We start from the raw sequence: 19,476 nt of genomic DNA on the forward strand, positions 1-19,476 counted from the left end.
GCCATTCCTTTCGCCACGCCAGGCCGCCCTGCCGCTGCCGCTGCGCCAGGTGGTACGGATACCGTGTGCGTTCGTTTTGACATTCCGATCAAAGTCTGCCTGTGCCGCCGGATAAACCCGGTAAGATAGCTGCCGGATGCGCCTCTCCACGAACCAGCGCCGGTGCCATGCCGTTCAAGCTCACTGATAGACGAACCACCCATCTGGCGGCGCCCTGTGCCGGCCATCGGATGGCCATCGCCATGCTGATCCTCCCCCTGGGGGGTTGCACGTTACGCGGTGCACCGTCCTATGAAATCCTCGGGGCGTATTTCCCGCTCTGGCTGCTGAGCGCGGTATTGGGCCTCGTCGGCGCCCTGGTCGCCCACCGGATTTTCGTTTCAACCGGATGGGCGCAGACCGTGCCCCTCCAACTCTCCGTTTGCATGGCCATCGGCCTGATGGTCGCCGTGCTTGTCTGGCTCTCGGTAACAGGACAGTTGGCATGAAAATGGCCGGCGTACGCAACATCCCGCTGAAAGGCAAGGTGATCGCCTGGGTAATTATCGGACTTGGGATCATCGCGGCGTACTACGCCTATGATCGGGCCTCCCGTTTCCCATCGACCGACGACGCGGCCATCGATGCCGATGTCGTGCACGTCGCCTCGCCCGTTGGCGGGCGGATCGTCAGGCTCGCCGTGAGCGAAAACCAGCGGGTGGCAAAAGGCGACCTGTTGTTTGAGCTCGATCCCGTCCCCTATCGCCTGGTGCTGGCTCAAGCTCAGGCAGACCTGGAACTGGCGCGCGCGGCACTCGGTACCCGGCGCAAGGTGATCGTCGGAGAGCGTGCGAACGCAGCGGTTGCCGACGACCAGACTGGCAAGGCGGCGCACAGCTACGAACTTGCCTCGCGTACGGTGCAGCGGCTCGCTCCGCTGGCTGCCAAGGGCTACGTGCCTGCGCAACAGTTGGACCAGGCGCAGGTCGCACAGCGCGAAGCCGCGCTTTCGCTGCGACAGGCACAGGAACAGAAGCGGGCGACCGCGCAGACCATCGGCGGCGACGACGATGCGATTGCAACGGTGCATGCGCGCGAGGCGGCGGTCGCGCTGGCCCAGCACCATCTCGACGAGACGGTCGTGCGCGCGCCATACAACGGCTTTGTCACGGGGCTCTCGATCCTGGCAGGCGAGACGGTCGCGCCGAATCAATCGATCTTCACGCTGATCCATGCGGATGAATGGTTTGCCGTCGCGAACTTTCGTGAGACCTCGCTTTCCCGAATCGGCCTGGGCGACTGCGCCACCGTGTATTCGATGATCGACCGGAGCCAGGCCATTCGCGGGCAGGTGGTTGGCATTGGCGCGGGTGTCTCCGATCCGGGCCGGGTGAATCTGCCTCGCTCGCTGCCTTATGTGCAGCAGTCGGTGAACTGGGTGCGGGTTGCCCAGCGCTTTCCGGTGCGCGTGCGTCTCGCGGAGCCGGCGGCCGGCCTGGTCAGAATCGGCGCGAGCGCGGTAGTCGAGATCAGGCATGGCCCAGCCTGCCGATAGCCTGTTCCGGCAAGGCGCAACGGGCGCCTGGAAGAGGCTGCTCGCTCCTTACCCGGGCCGGGCTGCCATCGCCGCGCGCGTCGCGCTGATCTGCGCACTGACGGTGCTCGTGACAAGCGCCTGCGGTACACCGGAAGCCGCTCTCTCCGCCTACGTGGTGTTCTTCCTGAACCGACCCGACCGGGTCATGAGTCTGGTGACGGGGCTGGCGATGCTGATGCTGGTCACCGTGGTCATTGGCCTCGTACTCGTCGTAGCCGTGTTCGTGCTCGACGACCCGCTCTGGCGCGTCGCGTGCATTGCCATGCTTTCGCTGGGGCTTCTGTTCGTGACGTCGGCAAGCAAGCTGCGCCCCGTTGGCGCGATTCTCGCGATGATCGTCGGGTTCTCGCTCGACAAGCTTGGCAGTGTGCCGTTCGGCGAGGTGGCCACTCGCGCGATGCTGTACGCCTGGCTGATGGTTGCGATCCCGGTCGGCCTTTCCATCGCGGTCAACCTGGCCGTCGCGCCATCGCCGCGACGGCTCCTCTGCCGCGAGCTGGCGAGGCGCCTGCGGCTTGCTGCCCGCAGCCTGGCGGAGCCCGCCGCGATGCGCGACGCCCTGCACGCGTGCTTGACCTCCGGTGACGACCAGATCGCCTCGTGGATCAGGCTCTCCGTTGTCGACGGATCATCGGCCGCGGCGGATGTTCCGGCGTTGCGGCAGGCCGCGTCGTCGACGATAGCCATCCTGGTCGCCGCGGACCTGGCCGGCAGCGAACCATCGGGCCGGCTACCCGCAGCGCTGATCGAGCCGATCGCCAGGACGCTGGAGGATATGGCCGGCATGCTGGAAGCGGGCGGCTATCCCGTCGACATCGAACTCGCGTTGCCCGAAACCGGTGATCCGGCACCACTGGCCCGGGCCGTGGCCCAGCAGCTTCTCGACGCCATCAACCGTTTCGCCGTGGTTGACACCGCAGCACCCGTACCTGCGGCTGGCAAGCGAGGCGCCTTCTTCCTGCCGGACGCATTCACGAATCCCGACCATGTCCGCTACGCGCTGAAGACCACGGTGGCGGCGATGTTCTGCTACCTGCTCTATTCCCAGCTCGATTGGCCCGGCATTCACACTTGTTTCATCACCGTCTATATGGTGTCCCTCGGCACCACTGCCGAGACCGTCGAAAAGCTGACGCTGCGGATCGCAGGGTGTCTCGTGGGCGCAATCCTGGGTACCGCCGCCATCCTGCTCGTGATGCCTGCGCTGACGTCGGCAGGCGAGCTGATGGGCGTCGTGTTCGCCGGCGCGTGCCTGTCGGCGTGGATAGCGTTCGGCTCTCCAAGAATCGCCTATGCCGGATTTCAGATAGCCTTCGCCTTCTTCCTGTGCGTGATTCAAGGGGCAGCTCCCGGCTTCGATCTCACCCTCGCACGCGATCGCACCATCGGCATTCTGCTCGGCAATATCGTCGTCTACCTGGTCTTCACGCGGGTCTGGCCCGTTAGCGTCGCCGCCCGGGTTGACGCCAGGCTCGCGGAGCTTCGGCAGCACTGGGAACGGCTCGCAGCGCTTGCCCACCCGGCCACGCGACGGGCGCAAGCCGCCAATGCGATGGCCCGGCGCGACTCGCTGGAGCAGGATCTCGCCTTGATGGATTACGAGCCGTCCTGGGTGCGCCCCACGGCGGCATGGGTCTCCGAGCGTCGTCGCGAGCTGGCCAGGCTAAGCGCGCTTGAAGGACCGATGTTCCTGCTTGCCGAGCGACAGCCGGGCGAACCCGCGATCGACCACTGGCTACGCCGCCTCGGCGGAACCCGATCGCCGCAATCGGCCGGGACCGCCCTTGCGCGCGCGGCAAGCTCCGCGGCCCCGGACCCGGCGTCGCCGTACGCGGATGCCGGGCATACGCGCACGGCGTTGCTCAATCTTGGCGATGCACGCCTGGCCGGGCTCGAACCTATCGAATCCGGCGATGCCGGAAAGGAACACGCGACCCATGCGCCGGCTTAACCCGCCATTCGCCCTGGCCATCCTGGCCGCATCCAGTCTGGCGGGGTGTGCCACGTCCTCCCTGGACATGGCTCCCCCGAGCCCGGATCGTCCGTGGCAGCCGCAGGTGAGCGAGACCGGAGACATTGTTCCCGGCCCGCCCGCGCTGGCATCGGCCGGATCCGCCCACAGCTACCAGCTGCCCGCCAACCCCGGACTGGCGGCGGTGACGGCCCCACCCGAGCTGGACCAGGCGCATGAATATGGTCTGCCGGAGTTGATCGATCTCGCGGAGTCTGCAAACCCGCTGACCCGTATCGCCTGGAACGACGCCCGGAACGCGGCACTAGCGGCAGGCATCGCGAAAGCGGCTTATCTCCCGCAGCTCTCGGCCACCGCGATGGGGCTGTATGCCAGCGCCCACGGGTCAAGTTCCACCTTGCTTGGCGATACGTCGGCCAGCGCCTCGGCGCATGGCGCAACGTCCGTGCTGTCGTTGCAGTGGCTGCTGTTCGACTTCGGCGGACGCGCGGCTCGCATCGAAGCTGCGTCACAGGCCTCCACGATGGCGAACATCGGATTCACTGCCGTCCACCAGCAAGTGATCCACGACGTGAGCATCGCCTTCTACGCCTACCAGGCCGCTCATGCACGCATGGCCACGACGCAGCAGGCGCTTGGCAACGCCGACGCCATACTTGGCGCCGCCCAATTGCGCTACAAGCGCGGCATCGGCACCGTCATCGAAGTGGCGCAGGCTACGCAGAACCGCGCGCAGGCAAAGCTCGCGCTGGTCCAGGCACAAGGCGCCGAATCCAACAGCTACCTGGCGCTCATCTCGGCGCTGGGAATATCCCCGCTATCGAAGCCCAGGATTGCGGACATGCCAATCCGCAAGCTGTCGCCCGCGATGAGCGAGTCAATCGAGCAGATCGTCTCTTCCGCGATCGCCCGGCGGCCGGATGTGTTGAGCGCCTATGCAGCCGAGCGGGCCAACCTGGCGAAGATCAAGGCCGCCGAGGCGGAGTTCATGCCCAAGGTCTTTGTCTCCGCTTCAGCCGCCTATAACACCAGCAGTACGTCGATTTCCGCGGTTCCGGCTATCGGGCAGCAATTGCCGACCGTCAACCTGAGCGGCGGCCGCTACGGCGGGAGCGTGATCGTCGGCGTAACGATCCCGCTATACGATGGCGGCCTGCGTTCAGCGGTCCTTGCGCAGGCACGCAACGATGCCAACAGCGCATCCACCCGCCTGGCCCGCAGCCGCGAAGAAGCTGTCCGGCAGGTTGTCGCAGCACAGAACACGCTGCAGTCCAGCCTGGCAGCCCACGCTGCCGCGACCGAGTTGCTCGCGGCCTCGCAGACCACATACGATGCCGCGCTGGATGCATTCCGGCATGGCGTCGGCGCCATCACCGATGCCTTGCTTGCGCAAAACCAGCTGTTCGCTGCGAAGAACGCCTACGCGGACAGCTACAGCGCCGCGCTGTCAGCCGCCGCGACCCTTGCCCTCGCGGCAGGCTCGGTCGATTCGATACCCGCGCAGCCCGGCTGAACATGCACCCCTGGCCCTTGACCGGATCCGGCGAAGAGCCGCCGCTTCCTTCGTTCCTGCCCCCTTGCCGTTGGTTTGCATGCATGCCAGGCCCACTCCGGGATGGCCTGGCCGTTGCCTTCGCCGGCATGCATCCCGGCAATGGCGGTCGCGGGCGAGCCGGCATAACCTTGCATATCCCGCGAGCAACGCCTCGGGGGAAATCACGCCGCTACACCGAGCAGCGCCAAGGTGGCGTGACCGGGGGATACGGGATGCGGGATACGGGATGTTGTACTAGTCTTCCCAGTACGCGCGGAACGCGGCGGCTACGATCACCGGCAGGCACAGGACGAGCGGGATGGCGAAGTAAGGCACATCCAGGTCGACCACCCGCTTGTAGATGAGCCAGCCAATGCCCACGGCGAGGGTAACCAGGCCAATGAGCGCCGAGAGAACGTTCAGTACCCGGTCGGAGGGGCGTCTGCGCATCGGTTCCTTGGTCAAAGGTGCTTTCATCGCAACTCCCAAGCTGGTCGTGGGGGCCTCTGGATAATCAAGTTTAGTCCAGCGCGGCGCGTCACGGCGGCCTGCCTGGCATCGGATTGTGCATGCCAGGGGAAAGCGAACCCGGAACGAACCCTGTCACAGGTATTCCGGGGGCCTTGCAGCCACACGTGATTGCAGCGCCGAGTCGGGCGCCAGGGCCCTGCCGCGCTACCGGAAGCCACAAAAGCGCCGTCGGAGCGACATAGCGCAAGAACGCCGACCGGCGGGAAAACCGGGGCGCCATGCCGCTTGCGCGATGACTGCGAGGATTCCCACATTCCCCCCTTGCTTCCGGGTTGCGCATGCCTGGCGTTGTGGATATATTTTCCAGCACCGTGACTCCACCGACGAGATTCGCCCATGACCGTCTACGTCGCACGCAATCGATCCACCGCGGTTGAACGCATCCATTCCCGGATGGAAGGTACGGTAGACCTGGACTATGAGACGGCCTGGGAAGATGCATTCGAACTGGGAAGACTCGGGCAGCGGTACGGCGTCGTCGTCCAGTTCAGAACCATCGAGCATGTTGCCGTACGCTCGCCGGAGGCCCTGGCCAATGGACTGAGAGCGCCAAAGAACACGTTCAGGCAACGTCATCTGTATTGCCTGTTCGATCTGACCATCTTGCCGGAAGCCACCCTGAGCGAACTCGAAGCGCGCGCCATCCAGCATGGCGACTACATCCTGGCTGGCCGCCTGCTGAAAGAGCCGACGCTCACCTGGGCGTGACCGCGGCGTACCGGCACTGGCGGACCCTTCGCCGGTAGCGCGGTGGGCAAGCCGCGCCCCGATCCGGGGTGCGTCATGCGGCAGTCACGCCCCGGTCATTCCACAATCAGCTTCAATCCGGCGGGCAGCGACTCGCCGAATACGCGTCCCTCGTCGGCTTCGTCGAGTTCCACCGTCTCGCGCACCATGGCGATCCACGTTCGTGGCGCGTTGGCGGCTTCGAGCCGGCGGACGACGTTTGCACGGACATCAGGGGGCAGGTCCCGCGAACGGTCGCCCGTCATGCGGGCGACCTGGACGGCGGCGAACGCGGCCGGCTCGATTTTTTTCCAGTCGAGCGCAAGAATCGCATCCAGCCACCGCACGGCAACGTCCGCCGGCACCACGCTGTGCGCGCTGCCATAGAACGGCCGGCGCGCGCCGATGCGGCCGATGGCCCACCAGCCCTGGGGGTTTTCCGAGGATTTCCTGAGCCGGGTCAGCAGCCATTCGGCGACTTCGATCTTGCGCTCGACGGGAACACGCTCCAACGACCCGGCAAGGCGCACCATGTCGGCATAGCCCCCCCTCGCCGGCCCGGGCGGCCGCTTGTATCGCGTCGTGCCGGCGGGCTGCAGATAGAAGGCCATGTCATCCAGCAGGCGCAACTGCGCCTGCTCTCCCAGGCCGCCCGCCACGCGCCGCCACAGCGTCCACCACTCCGACCAGATCTGGCTCTCGTTGACGTACTGGATGCCCTGCTCGAACAGCGACCAGAGCTGCTCGGCGCGCCAGTCGTCGAGCGGGTAGCCAAAGCCCGGCCGCAGGCAGTAGCCGGCCAGGTTCAGCCAAAGCCGCTCGTGGTCGGCCGTGCGCCGCCGCCGGCGCGCGCGCTCCCAGAAGGTGCCGAACAGTTCGCGCAGCAGCGCGCTGTCCCATGTCTCGCGCGCCCCGAGCAGTTGCTCCAGTTGCGCGCGCAGCCGCTTGACCTCCTTGGGACCGACCTCTTGCGAGCGCGCGCCAAAGGTGCGGTCGATGCATTCGCCTGCCTGGGCCAGGGACGCATGGGGCGCGTCCATGGGCAAGGCAGCAGGGGCATCGTTGCCGCGCAGCTGGAATTCGAGCAGCCAGCGCTGCGAGGCATCCCCTATCTCGATGCAGTGCACCTCCAGCGTGCCGACCTCGGTCAGCGACGAGGTGAGCTGGACGGGCGTCTCCCGCGGCCCGCCGGCACCGCGCGGCTGCACCACGGTGGCGATTGGCGGCAACCGGACGAAATCGCCCTGCGCGAGATCGGTCAGCTCGCCCGGCAGATAAGCCGTGTCGGCCACGGAAGACACCAGGTGGAAGCGCACCGGATACCCGAGCCGCAGGGCGAATGCGCGATCCTCGAGATGAATCTCCTGGCCTTCTTCGGTGCCGCGCGGCAACAGGCAGATGCCCTGTTGTCCCTGCGCGCCATCGTCGAGCACCAGGAAATAACTGCGCGCCGAGCCCCCGCCGATGCGCGGGGCATGCCCCGTGCGTGCGCGCGCGTAAGCCACCGCGCCACGGGCCACGGCGACGTCGGGGCTATCGTTGTGCAGCACGTGCAGCGGCTCGCCGCGCCACCTGCCCAGGGTGCCCGCGATGCGCCCGCTCAGGGCGCTGGCGCGGAACACGCCGCCGTTGAGCAGCAGGGTGTCGGGCATCGGCAATGCGGCATCGGGCGCTTCAGGCGCACCGGGCGCACCGGGCGCACCGGGCGCATCAGGCAAATCCAGCGCTTTGCGCGACTGCGCCGCGTGCTGGCTCAGGAAGGCCGCGACATGCCGGGTGACCGCCGGATCGGTCGCATAGGGCAGGCCAAACTCGACAATGGCGCCCCGCGCCCGCCCGGGCCTCTCGTCCGAAGACACCGGGGGGAAGAAACCGTCGACGATGAGTTGTTCGATCTCCTGCCGCGTCACCTCCACCGAGCGCGACCCGCCAATCAGCCTGGAGCCAGCACCAAGCAGCGTGATCGTGACGGCGTCCGGCGCCTGCGCGCTGAGCAACTGCTCCTTTGCAACCCGGCACCGCTCGACCAGCTGGGACAGGCTGGCAGCCGACAGTCGCGCGTGCCCCGCGGCCAGGCGCGACTCGACAAGATGCGCCAGGGCAAGATCCATATTGTCGCCGCCGAGCATCAGGTGGTTGCCAACGCCGATGCGGGTCAGCTGCGGCTGGCCGTCCGCCATCTCCACCTTGATGAGGGTGAGGTCGGTGGTGCCGCCGCCCACATCGCAGATCAGGACCAGGCGCGTCTGCGCCAGTTCCGCGCCGAGCGTGCGGCGATGATGGAACAGCCAGTCGTAGAAGGCCGCCTGCGGCTCTTCCAGCAGGCGCAGGACGGGCAGCCCGGCCGTGCGCGCGGCTTCCAGCGTCAGCGCGCGCGCGCCTTCGTCGAACGACGCGGGCACGGTGAGCACCACGTCCTGGTCTTCGAGCCGGGCCTGCGGAAAACGGTGATTCCAGGCGGCGCGCACGTAGGCCAGGTAGCTGGCGCTGGCGGCCACCGGCGACACCTTGCCGACCTCGTCGCCGGCCCCCCAGGGCAGGATGGGCGCGGTCCGGTCGACCGACGCATGCGACAGCCAGCTCTTCGCGCTGGCCACGAGCCTGCCCGGCACCTGCGCGCCCAGCGTGGACGCCAGGCGGCCGATCACGACCTGCTGCGCCCCGGCGCTATCGGCCTGCTGCCAGGGCAGCTGGAGATCGCCCGGGCTGAGTTCCCCGGGCGCCGCGTGATACCGCACGGACGGCAGCAGCGGGCGCGCCGCGACCTCCCCCAGGCTTACCAGTTGATCGATATCGAAGACGCCGATGTCCTCCGATCCCGCCTGCGCGTATGCGACGACCGTGTTGCTTGTGCCAAGATCAATGCCGACGATGTACTGCTTCATCGCATTCAGGCGTTCGCGCTGCCGCGCACGTCGAACTCGACCTTCCAGCGCTCGCCGGTACCGCGCGGCACGGCTTCCAGCTCCAGCGTGCCAGCCTCGGTGACGCGGGCATGCAGCTTCACCGGCACCACCTCGCCCGGGGTTCGCCCCTCGGACGGCAGCGTGGCCTGGATCTCATCGAGCTCCTGCAGTTCCTCGGGCGACCAGGAGTCGAGCAGGGTGCCGACCTGGTCCTGGCGGCGCACCGACGAGCCGAAGAAACGGAAGTGCACCGGTTCACCCACCACCAGGCCGAATTCCTGTGCCGGCAGCGCCGCCTCGGTCCCTTCCTCCATGCCAAAGGGCGCCACGCAAAGCGCCTGCACGGGCGGCTCGAAGCCGGGCACGGCAGGCATCGCCGATTCCACGGCGATATAGTAGGCACGCGCGGTACCGCCACGGATGCGCACGCCCTTGCCGCGCCGCACGTAGCCGTAATAGGCGGCGCCGCGCGCCACGGCGAGGTCCAGGTCGGCGCCTTCCAGCAGCCGCGCGGGCGCGGCGCCTTCGGCGGCGAGCCAGCCGTTGAGCGTCTGCATGATGCGCGCAGCCAGCAGGTCCGACTTGAACACGCCGCCATTGAACAGGACCGCCGTGGGATGCAGCAAGGTCGCGCCCTCCGGCTGCGTGCCTTGCATGCCGTCGAGTTCGGCAAGCGCTGCAACCTGGCGGCCGAGGAACGCGGCCAGATGGCGCGTGACGGCCGCATCCTGCGCATATGGCAGGCCGAGCTGGGTCAGGCCGGCGCGGGTCCGGCTCACCGGACGGGCCGAGCCGTCCACTTGCGGGAAAAAACCCTCCAGGATGGTCTGGGTCAGCTCGGCGCGGGTGAGTTCCGTGCGGATCGAGCCACCGATCAGCTTGGACCCGCGGCTCGGCACCACCAGCGGCACGGCATCCGTGGCCGCATCGGAGAGCAGCGTTTCCTTGGCCGAGCGGCAGGCGTAGGTGAGCGCCCGCAACTGCCACGGATCGGCCTGCGTACCCTGGGCGGCCAGCTTGCGCGCCACCACATGGGCCAGCGCGAGATCCATATTGTCGCCGCCCAGCAGGATATGCTCGCCCACGGCAACGCGGTGCAGTTCCAGGTTGCCTTCGCGCTCGATCACGGCGATCAGGGAAAGGTCGGTCGTGCCCCCGCCGACATCCACCACCAGGATGATGTCGCCCACCCTGACCTGCTTGCGCCAGAGGCCATCGCTCTTCTGGATCCAGCTATAGAGCGCCGCCTGGGGCTCCTCCAGCAGGGTCATGCGTGCATACCCCGCGGCTTCGGCGGCTTCGGCCGTCAACTCCCTTGCGGCCGGGTCGAACGATGCAGGGATGGTGACGGTGATTTCCTGCTCGCCGAACGGTGCGTCGGGATGGGTATGGTCCCAGGCTTCACGCAGGTGCGTGAGATACCGCACGGAAGTCTCCAGCGGCGAAACGCGCGGCACTTCGGCCGGTGCGTCGTTTGGCAGGATCGCCGCCCGGCGGTCCACGCCGGGGTGGCACAGCCAGCTTTTGGCGCTGGATACCAGGCGGATCGGCGTGGCCGCGCCGCGGCTGCGCGCCAGCTCGCCTACCGCGAACTCCCGCTGCGCGGTCCACGGCAGGCCCAGGTCGCCCGGGGCCAGCTCGCTGGGGTGCGGCAGGTAGAGAAACGAGGGCAGCAGGTCGAGTTCCTCGACGGCGCCCGGTGCGGTGAGCTGCGTGACCGGCAGGACGCCCTGGCTGGTCTTCTCGCCATCGCTGGCAACAAGGTCGACGTAGGAAATCGCGCAGTGGGTCGTGCCCAGGTCGATACCGATGGAATAGCGCGGTGCGTTCATAGCTCGACCTCGGCCGGTGCGATCACCGTGGCGTCGTGGCGTTCCGCCAGCCGGGGCAGGCGGACTTCCGCGACCTTCCAGCCGCGGTGACTGATGCTGCCGTTGAACGGCGCGCTGCCCACCACATTGCCGGTCAGCCGGATCGCGGTGGCATCGAAGCCTTCGGCCAGTGTCACGCGGCTGCCTTCGGCTTCCTCGCGCACGGGGCGGATGGAGAAATGCTCGCGCAGCACCGCGCGGCAGCCTTCATGCACGAGCCTGGCGGCAGCGCCGATTTCCATGTCGGTATAGCCCGCGATATCCTCCTCGACGAAATCGATGAAGCGCGCGTCGCGCTGGAGCAGCCCCAGCAGCTGCAGCGCCGCTTCCGGGCTGGCTTCCTTCAGTGCTGGCACGGGCACGGGCACCGGCGCAGGCACCGGCACCGGCACCGGCACGGCAGCCTGCGGCGCCGGCCTGGCTTCCGCAGGGCTCGCCCCGTCGCGCAGGCGCCGCACGCCGCCGGCAAACTCGCGGTCGCCCAGGATGGTGAAGAACGTGCCGACGGCAAGGGCGATCCTGCCGAGGAAAGATGGGTTCGAGTCGGTCATAAACTACTCCTGATGGGCTCTGTTAAAGGACGAGCCATCCTCTGGCGACACTGGCAAGGCCCGGTTTCCACCGCGCATGCGGTTCCGGACATCGATGGCCAGGCCAGGCGCCGGCGTCTGATTTGCTGGCCCGACCGGGCCGCTCAGGCCGTATTTTGCCCTAATGCGCCCCCGATCCGGCCAATGCCGGGGATTTGCCTGGCGAACCGGAGCGGATGCCAGCGCGGCACAACCGGCCGCTCCGTCCGGCACCTCCCTTTTCCACCCCCGATTCCACTCGTAACTCGCGCCGGATGCCCGCCAATTCGCGACGCCATGCGCCGTTTCGTCGCATCGCACGGCCCGGATGACGGGTGCGCCCCCATCATGGGCATCGTCGAATATCCCCGCAAAGCAAAGAAAAGGAGATCCGCCATGCTGCCTGGCATTTTTCAGCACACGCCCGCCTGGATATGGGTGATGCTTGCCGCCCTGATCGCCCTCGGCATCTCGCAGGCGGCGCCCAGGCGAATGACGCCGCGGCGGGCCACCACTGTCCCGTTGGCAATGGCCGTGCTGTCTTTCCTGGGTGTCGTGTCGGCATTCTCGCGGCAGCCTCTGGCGCTGGTGGCCTGGGCGGCCGGCATGGCCGCCGCGCTGGTCCTGGCCAGGGCGGCCGGCACATGGGAGACGATCCGCTGGTCGACGGCAGATCGCTGTCTGCATGTCCCCGGCAGCTGGATACCCCTGTTGCTGATCCTCTGCATGTTCGCGACCCGGTTTTGCGTCAGCGTGGCACAGGCGGTCAATCCCGGGCTGTTGCGCCACGGGACCTTTGCCATGGCAGCCGGCTTTATCTATGGCGCGGTTAGCGGTATCTTCCTCGCACGCAGCCTCGTGGCCTGGCGCGTCTCCCGGCAGGCGCCGCTGCGCGGCGTGATTACCTGAGCACATTGAACGCACCCCGAGCCCTGCCCAATCGCTGCAAACTGGAACCATACCGCGGCATGCCATCCCCCTCCGACGTACTGGCCTGGCTCTGGCGCCAGCTGCGGGTCGCCATCCCGCTGGCCCTGGGGTGCGCCTTGTTCTTCAGCGCGATGTTTCGCGAGCCGTTCGGCACCACCCTGGTCTATTCGTTTTGCATCACCCTCCTTATCCAGGCCCTGGTCAGCGCGGGCCGCCATGGCATCTCGCGCCGGCTGCGCCTGCAGCAGCCCGGCGACCTTGCCGCACAGCGCGCCTGGCCGGGCTGGAAACTGATGTTCCCGTGGATCATCGCGTCGGGCGTCGTCGGCTACTTTGCCGGCCATGCGCTGGCCGACCTGCTGACCGGCGGCCACGATACCCCCGCCACGTTCCTGCAGGATTCCCGCGCCTTGCTGCTGAGCATGAGCATGGTGGTGGCGCTGTCCCTCGGCGTCACTTACTTCCACTATGCGCGAGGGCGCATGGCGCTCATGGAGGCGCGCGCGCAAGCCGCCATGCGCAGCGCGGCGGAGAATCAGCTCCGGCTGCTGGAATCGCAGCTGGAGCCGCACATGCTGTTCAATACGCTGGCCAACCTGCGCGTGTTGATCGGCCAGGACCCGCAACGCGCCCAGGTCATGCTCAACCATGTGATCGCGTTCCTGCGCGCCACGCTGGCGGCTTCGCGCTCGGAGTCGCATCCCCTCTCGTCCGAGTTCGAGCGCATTGGCGACTATCTCGAGCTGATGCGGGTGCGCATGGGTCAGCGCCTGCAGACACGCATCGACCTGCCGGCCGGACTGGCCGCGTTGCCGGTCCCCCCGCTGCTGTTGCAGCCGCTGGTGGAGAATGCCATCCTGCACGGACTGGAACCCAAGGTGGGCGGCGGCTGGATCCGGATCACGGCGCAGCGCGAAGGCGATATGCTGCGGCTGTGCGTGCGCGATACGGGCGTGGGCCTCGGCGCGCTGCCGCCCGGCCCGGATTGCTTCGGTACGCAGCAAGTCCGGGAACGGCTCGCGCATCTCTTCAGCAACACGGCCACGTTCGAACTCTCGGCAGCGGGCGATGACGAAGGGGGCGCGCTGGCCACCGTGCGCCTTCCGCTACCCTGAGCGCGAGCCACCCTGCCCCCACCCCTGCCCTATGCAAACCACCGCCCTGATCGCCGAAGACGAACCCCTGCTTGCCGCGGATCTGCAGGCCGAACTGGCGCGGCTATGGCCGGCGCTTGGCATCGTCGCCAGCGTGGGAGACGGCGAAGCCGCGGTCAGGCAAAGCCTGGCGCTGCAACCGGACATCCTGTTCCTGGATATCCGCATGCCGGGCATGAGCGGACTCGAAGCCGCGCAGGCGCTGGCGGAAGACTGGCCCGACCCGGGCGCGCCGTTCCCGCTCATCGTATTCGTGACCGCGTACGACAAATACGCGCTGCACGCATTCGATCACGCGGCGGCCGACTACATCCTCAAGCCCGTGCAGCCCGGCCGGCTCGCGAAGACCTGCACGCGCCTGCAGGCGGCCTTGAAGCAGCGCGCCTCCCCGGACACGCCAGGCCCATCGTGGGAAACGGCACTGGACCAGCTGCGCACGCTCCTTGGCCCCGGCGTGCACGGCGCCGCCGGCAAACCCGCCAGCCCGCTGCAGGTGATCCAGGCGAGCGCCGGCAACACCATCACCATGGTGCTGATCGCCGACGTCCTGTATTTCGAGGCCGCCGACAAGTATGTGCGCGTCGTCACCGCCGGACACGAGCACCTGATCCGCACATCGCTGCGCGAGCTTCGGCAACGGCTCGATCTGCAATGCTTCTGGCAGATCCATCGCGGCACGGTGGTGCGCAACACCGCCATCGCCAGCGCCGTGCGCGACGAATCGGGCAGGCTCACGCTCACCTTGCGGGATCGCCCCGAGAAACTGAGCGTGAGCCGCCTCTACGCCGACCGGTTCAAGGGGATGTAGACACTGCCAGGCTGCCATCCGGCGAGGCGGGCCGGCAACCGGCCTACACTGCGTTCGTCCCGGCCGTGGCAAGGCCGGCATCCACCGCCGCCAGTGCATCGTGCAGGGTCTCGAATATGCACTGCTCGCCGATGGCCTCCACGATCCCGTGGCGTTCCATATCGGCGCGCAGGTAGTGGTTGACCCGCGCAAAGATCACGTTGACGCCGCGCTGCGTCAGGCTGTCGCAAAGATCGCGCACCGACCGCGCCGCCGAATAGTCGAGATCCGTGATGGCCCCCGCGTCGACCACGAACCAGCGCACGGTCGTCGGCGCATGGTCGATCAGCGCCTTGACCTCGTCGACGAAGTAATGATCGTTGGCGAAGAACAGGTCCGCACCGAAACGATAGACGATCATCTCCGGCGTGGTCTCCATGCCCGGCCTGGCCGCGACGGGCAGCCACCGCCCTTCGGGCCCCGGCGCCAGCACCATGGTGTGCGGGCGATAGCTGTGCCGCACATGCCGCATCAGCGACAGGGCGACCGCGAGCAGGATGCCATGTTCGACACCGATCGCCACCACGGCCGCGGCCGTCACCAGCGCCAGCGTGAATTCGCCGGGACTCTCCCGCCCGATGGCAAGCAGCCCCTTCACCTTGATCAGGCCGACTGCGATGGTAAAGACGATGCCGGCAAGCACGCAGTGGGGAAGATACTGCAGCGCCTGGCTCAGGAACAGCAGCACCACGACCACCACGCCAGCGAAGACCAGCTGCGCGAACTGGCTGCGCGCCCCGGCCTGATCGGCCATGGCAGTCTGCGTCGGACTGCCGTTGACGACGAAGGTGCCGGTGAGCGCGGCGGCGGCATTGGCCGCCGCCAGCCCCAGGATGTCGGCGTCTTCGTCGACGCGCTCGCGATAGCGCTCCGCGAAGCTGCGGCTTGCGGCGGCGCTCTGCGCGATGATCATCACGAAGCAGGAGGCGGCCACCGGCACGAGCTCCAGCGTCTGCCGCCAGCTCACCGCCGGCAGGTACGGATGCGGCAGCCCCCCGGCGATCGGGCCGATCACGGCGATGCCATGGCCGGCAAAGTCATAGGCATGGCTGGCGGCGATGGCGCCCACCACGGCGAACAATGGCACCGGCAGCCGTGGCAGGTAGCGTTTGGCGCCCAGAATGCAAAGCACCACGAGCATCGAGATGCCCAGGGTGGGAAGATGGGCCTGCGGCAGTTGACCCACGATCAGCGCAACCTGCTCGGTGGTGCGGGAGGAATGCACGGGTATGCCCAGCATATCGCCAAGCATGGCGATACCCACCTGCACCCCGACGCCCGCGAGGAAGCCGACCAGTACCGTGCGGGAAAGGAAATCGGCGAGAAAACCGAGCCTGAACACCCGCGCCAGCAACAGCATCGCCGCGGTAAGCAGGGCCACCATGCCGGCCAGCGCCACGTACTCCGCGCTCGCGACCGGCGCCATGGTGGACAGGCGGCTGGCAAAGATCGTGGCGGTCGCCGAGTCGGCGGCGACCACCAGATGCCGGGACGCCCCGAACAACGCGAACGCCACCAGCGGCAGAAACACCGTGTAGAGACCGGTGACCGCGGGCATGCCGGCAATGCGCGCATAACCCAGAACCTGCGGGATATTCATCGACGCCAGCGTGAGCCCCGCCAGGGCGTCGCGCAACGCCGCCGCCCGGTTCAGGGGCAGGACGCCCTTCAGCAAGGTGAAGCGCATCGCCTGCTCCCCTTGAAGATCCCGCATGCACCGACGCCGGCACAAGCCTGCCGGCGAGGCCGCATCTGCACAAGCCCGCGGCTCCCAGGACGCACACCTCGCTCCATATCGAAACATCCTCTAAAGTTGACTGCGCAATATGTCGTTATCGAAGCCGAACTGGCGCTGTCTCTGCAACGCGGCCGCGCGGGCGCAGAGCAGGAAATGCCCAGGCAGATCAGATCCTCACCGAGAAGGGAACACCCATGCTGGCTGGCAGCTACAACAGTTTGCTCGTGCTGTTTTCGCTGCTTGTAGCGATTCTGGCATCCTATACCGCGCTGGACATGGCGGCCCGTATCTCCACCGCGCGGGGCCGGGCCGCGCATTGGTGGCTGGCTGGCGGCGCGTGCGCCATGGGCACGGGTATCTGGTCGATGCACTTCCTCGGCATGCTGGCGTTCAACCTGCCGATCCCGATGGGTTACGACCCCGGCATTACCCTGCTCTCGCTGCTGATCGCCATCGCCTTTTCGGCGTTCGCCCTGTGGCTGGTGTGCCAAAAGACGCTGCCGTGGCCGCGCCTGGCGGGTGGCGCGCTGCTCACCGGCAGCGGCGTGGCCGGCATGCACTATACGGGCATGGCCGCGATGCGCATGGCGCCGGGGATCCGGTATATCGCGTCCCTGTTCGTCCTGTCCATCGCCATCGCCATCCTGGCCTCCGGCACGGCGCTGTGGATGGCCTTCACCCTGCGCCGCCAGTCCCTCTGGGTCCGGCCCTTGCGGGCAGGCGCCGCCGTGGTGATGGGCTTTGCCATCGTCGGGATGCACTACACCGGCATGGCCGCGGCGGAATTCCCGCTCGGCAGCGTTTGCGGTGCCGTGCGCGGCGGGATGGATGCCGGCTGGCTGGCGGTCGTGATCGTCGTGGCCACGCTGGCGGTGCTGGCCATCGCGCTGATCATCTCCGTGCTCGACTCGCGCCTGGAAGCCCGTACCGCGATCCTGGCGGAATCGCTGGCCGAAGCCAACCAGGAACTGACCTACCTGGCGCTGCACGACAACCTCACCAAGCTGCCCAACCGCGTGCTGCTGGAGGACCGGCTCGACCAGGCGATCCAGGCCGCCGCGCGCGAACATGGCCGCTTCGCCCTGATGTTCATGGACCTGGACGGTTTCAAGGCGGTCAACGATGCGTACGGCCACCCCATCGGCGACCGGCTGCTGGTCGAAGTCGCGCAGCGCATCGGGGCCAGCGTGCGTTCGCAGGACACCATCGCCCGGCTGGGCGGAGATGAATTCGTGCTGCTGGCAAGCGTTGCCGAACCGGCGGATGCGGCGACCCTGGCCGAGAAGGTTTTGTCCGCCGTGCGGGAGCCCTTCCTGGTCGCCGGCCGCGAACTGCGTGTGTCCACCAGCATCGGCATCGCCATCTATCCCGGCGACGGCGAACTCCAGCACGACCTGATGGCGAACGCCGACGCCGCGATGTACCACGCGAAAGCACTGGGGCGCAACACCATCTGCTTCTTCGAAGGCTCCATGAATGCCAACGTGCACGAACAGCTCCAGCTGCTGCAGGACCTGCGCCTGGCCATCGAGCGCCGCGAACTGGTCCTGCAGTACCAACCCAAGCTCACCGCGCCCAACGGGCCGGTGATCGGCGTGGAGGCACTGGTGCGCTGGGCGCATCCCGCGCACGGGCTGATCGCGCCGGATCAGTTCATTCCAATGGCGGAGAAAACCGGCCTGATCGTGCCGATCGGCGAGTGGGTGCTGGACGAAGCCTGCCGGCAGATGCGGGAGTGGCGCGATGCGGGCCACCCGGAGTGGAGCATCGCGGTCAACCTGTCGCCGCTGCAGTTCCGGCATGCCAGCCTGATCGAGACGGTGCGCGAAACCCTGGCACGCCACGTACTGGAACCGCGCTGCCTGACCCTCGAAGTCACGGAATCGACGGCCATGCGCGATGCCGATGCCAGCCTGCAGATCCTGCAGCAGCTCCACGGCATGGGCGTGCGGATCTCCATCGACGATTTCGGCACGGGGTACTCCAGCCTGCTCTACCTCAAGCGGCTGCCGGCCAGCGAACTGAAGATCGACCGCGGGTTTATCAGGGAGCTGGCGCGCGACAGCGAAGACGCGGCCATTGTCTCGGCCATCGTGGCGCTGGGCCGGACATTGAACCTGAGCATTGTCGCGGAAGGCGTGGAAACGGCGACGCAGCAGGAATTCCTGACCCGCCTCGGCTGCGATTCCCTGCAAGGCTTCCTGCTCGGACGCCCGATGTCGGCGGATCATCTGATCGCGTCGCTATCGCAGGGCAACGTCCCGCAGCCGCCGGCATGAGCAGTGGGGACCGGCGCATGGCCACGCATCCGGCGCACTGATCGGTGCACTATTCGGCGTTATGGCTGGCGAGATATTTGACCAGGCCATCGATGCCGCCACGCGCGATGATATCGGCGAACTGCCGCCGGTACACCTCGATCAGCCACGCGCCGCTCATATTGATGTCGTAGATGGCCCAGCCCCCGGGGCCGCGCCGCAGCCGGTAGTCGATATGTATCTCGTCTCCCTTGTTCACCATGCTGGTCTCGACCACCATGTCCTTGCCGCTGGCGCGCGCCGGCTTATACCGGAATTTCAGTGTCTGATCACGCACTTGCGATAAAGACAAGGCGTAGCTGCGCACCAGCAGGGTCTGGAACTGCTCGAAGAGCTGGTTCTGCTGCTCGGGCGACGCGTTGCGCCAGGCGCTGCCGACCGCCAGCAGCGTGGTGTGGTGGAAATCCGTATAGGGCAGGAATTGCCGCCGCACCACCGCAGTGATCTTGTCGAGATCGCCGTTGCGGGTATCGGGGCTGGACTGGATGGTGACAAGCGTGCCCTCGACGGCGGCACGGATCATGCGGTCCGGCGAGGCGCGGTCCACGCCGGCCGCGGCACCCGGCGCCTCGCCGGGACCGGCCGCGCGCGCGCTGGCCGGCAAGGCGGCGCCGGCAAGGACAACGGATACCGCCATGGCGGCGGCCCCGGCAAGGGCAAGGCGGATATGACGGTGCATCGCGAAGCTCCTCCACTGGCGCTGGCGGGATGCGGCGATATCCGGTTGCCGGCAGGCCGTATCCACCAACCCATGCTAGTGCTTTTTAGTGCGTTCGGTGCGTTCGGTGCGTTCGGTGCGTTCGA

The 19,476-nt window shown here is 67.5% G+C and carries 15 protein-coding genes; 9 read left to right on the forward strand and 6 right to left on the reverse strand.

Annotation, left to right across the window (positions count from 1 at the left end):
• The first annotated feature begins 230 nt into the window (after positions 1-230).
• The 4 genes from AC3FOF_RS14195 to AC3FOF_RS14210 are packed head-to-tail and all read left to right on the forward strand — an operon-like array spanning position 231 to position 5,061.
• Positions 231-488 carry a YtcA family lipoprotein gene (locus AC3FOF_RS14195; protein ID WP_017224709.1) on the forward strand — a complete coding sequence of 86 codons (258 nt, stop codon included), beginning with the start codon at positions 231-233 and terminating at the stop codon, positions 486-488.
• On the forward strand, positions 485-1,534 hold the full coding sequence (mdtN, locus tag AC3FOF_RS14200; protein WP_488726948.1) for a multidrug transporter subunit MdtN: 1,050 nt from the start codon (positions 485-487) through the stop codon (positions 1,532-1,534). Before AC3FOF_RS14195 ends, mdtN begins: the two co-directional genes overlap by 4 nt.
• Positions 1,515-3,527 (forward strand): FUSC family protein, encoded by a 2,013-nt coding sequence (locus AC3FOF_RS14205; RefSeq protein WP_488726949.1) that lies wholly within the window; start codon positions 1,515-1,517, stop codon positions 3,525-3,527. The genes mdtN and AC3FOF_RS14205 overlap by 20 nt, the downstream gene beginning before the upstream one ends.
• Positions 3,514-5,061, forward strand: coding sequence for a TolC family protein (locus tag AC3FOF_RS14210; RefSeq protein WP_488726950.1), 1,548 nt, complete (start codon positions 3,514-3,516; stop codon positions 5,059-5,061). The genes AC3FOF_RS14205 and AC3FOF_RS14210 overlap by 14 nt, the downstream gene beginning before the upstream one ends.
• Positions 5,062-5,337: 276 nt before the next feature.
• On the opposite strand, the gene AC3FOF_RS14215 is transcribed toward AC3FOF_RS14210, so the two are convergent.
• Complete coding sequence (locus AC3FOF_RS14215; RefSeq protein WP_035806759.1) at positions 5,338-5,559, reverse strand: hypothetical protein; 222 nt, start codon at positions 5,557-5,559, stop codon at positions 5,338-5,340.
• A gap of 390 nt (positions 5,560-5,949) precedes the next feature.
• On the opposite strand from AC3FOF_RS14215, the gene AC3FOF_RS14220 reads away from it, so the two are divergent.
• Positions 5,950-6,321: a PHA-granule associated protein 4 gene (locus AC3FOF_RS14220; RefSeq protein WP_488726951.1), complete on the forward strand. Its 372-nt coding sequence runs from the start codon at positions 5,950-5,952 to the stop codon at positions 6,319-6,321.
• 95 nt (positions 6,322-6,416) lie between these two features.
• On the opposite strand, the gene AC3FOF_RS14225 is transcribed toward AC3FOF_RS14220, so the two are convergent.
• Genes AC3FOF_RS14225 through AC3FOF_RS14235 form a run of 3 tightly spaced genes read right to left on the reverse strand, consistent with a single transcriptional unit; the run spans position 6,417 to position 11,667 of the window.
• On the reverse strand, positions 6,417-9,224 hold the full coding sequence (locus tag AC3FOF_RS14225) for an Hsp70 family protein (protein ID WP_488726952.1): 2,808 nt from the start codon (positions 9,222-9,224) through the stop codon (positions 6,417-6,419).
• Positions 9,225-9,229: 5 nt separating this feature from the next.
• Positions 9,230-11,077 carry an Hsp70 family protein gene (locus tag AC3FOF_RS14230; protein ID WP_276264407.1) on the reverse strand — a complete coding sequence of 616 codons (1,848 nt, stop codon included), beginning with the start codon at positions 11,075-11,077 and terminating at the stop codon, positions 9,230-9,232.
• A complete protein-coding gene (locus AC3FOF_RS14235) occupies positions 11,074-11,667 on the reverse strand; it encodes a DUF2760 domain-containing protein (protein ID WP_488726953.1) in 594 nt (197 codons plus the stop codon). Before AC3FOF_RS14235 ends, AC3FOF_RS14230 begins: the two co-directional genes overlap by 4 nt.
• 315 nt (positions 11,668-11,982) lie before the next feature.
• Between AC3FOF_RS14235 and AC3FOF_RS14240 the strand changes: the two genes are divergently transcribed.
• The 3 genes from AC3FOF_RS14240 to AC3FOF_RS14250 are packed head-to-tail and all read left to right on the forward strand — an operon-like array spanning position 11,983 to position 14,577.
• Complete coding sequence (locus AC3FOF_RS14240; RefSeq protein WP_488726954.1) at positions 11,983-12,594, forward strand: DUF6622 family protein; 612 nt, start codon at positions 11,983-11,985, stop codon at positions 12,592-12,594.
• A 59-nt stretch (positions 12,595-12,653) separates the two neighbouring features.
• Positions 12,654-13,730, forward strand: coding sequence for a sensor histidine kinase (locus tag AC3FOF_RS14245; RefSeq protein WP_488726955.1), 1,077 nt, complete (start codon positions 12,654-12,656; stop codon positions 13,728-13,730).
• 31 nt (positions 13,731-13,761) lie between these two features.
• On the forward strand, positions 13,762-14,577 hold the full coding sequence (locus tag AC3FOF_RS14250; RefSeq protein ID WP_488726956.1) for a LytR/AlgR family response regulator transcription factor: 816 nt from the start codon (positions 13,762-13,764) through the stop codon (positions 14,575-14,577).
• Positions 14,578-14,620: 43 nt separating this feature from the next.
• Here the strand turns inward: AC3FOF_RS14250 and AC3FOF_RS14255 are convergent, their stop codons facing one another.
• Positions 14,621-16,330 carry a SulP family inorganic anion transporter gene (locus AC3FOF_RS14255; protein WP_488726957.1) on the reverse strand — a complete coding sequence of 570 codons (1,710 nt, stop codon included), beginning with the start codon at positions 16,328-16,330 and terminating at the stop codon, positions 14,621-14,623.
• Between the two features lie 218 nt (positions 16,331-16,548).
• Between AC3FOF_RS14255 and AC3FOF_RS14260 the strand changes: the two genes are divergently transcribed.
• The gene (locus AC3FOF_RS14260; RefSeq protein ID WP_017230982.1) at positions 16,549-18,633 is read left to right on the forward strand and encodes a putative bifunctional diguanylate cyclase/phosphodiesterase; all 2,085 of its coding nucleotides are present in this window, start codon (positions 16,549-16,551) and stop codon (positions 18,631-18,633) included.
• 49 nt (positions 18,634-18,682) lie between these two features.
• Here the strand turns inward: AC3FOF_RS14260 and AC3FOF_RS14265 are convergent, their stop codons facing one another.
• Complete coding sequence (locus AC3FOF_RS14265; RefSeq protein WP_488726958.1) at positions 18,683-19,351, reverse strand: MlaC/ttg2D family ABC transporter substrate-binding protein; 669 nt, start codon at positions 19,349-19,351, stop codon at positions 18,683-18,685.
• Positions 19,352-19,476 lie beyond the last annotated feature (125 nt).

This window comes from Cupriavidus sp. 96C5-1 (assembly GCF_057798855.1).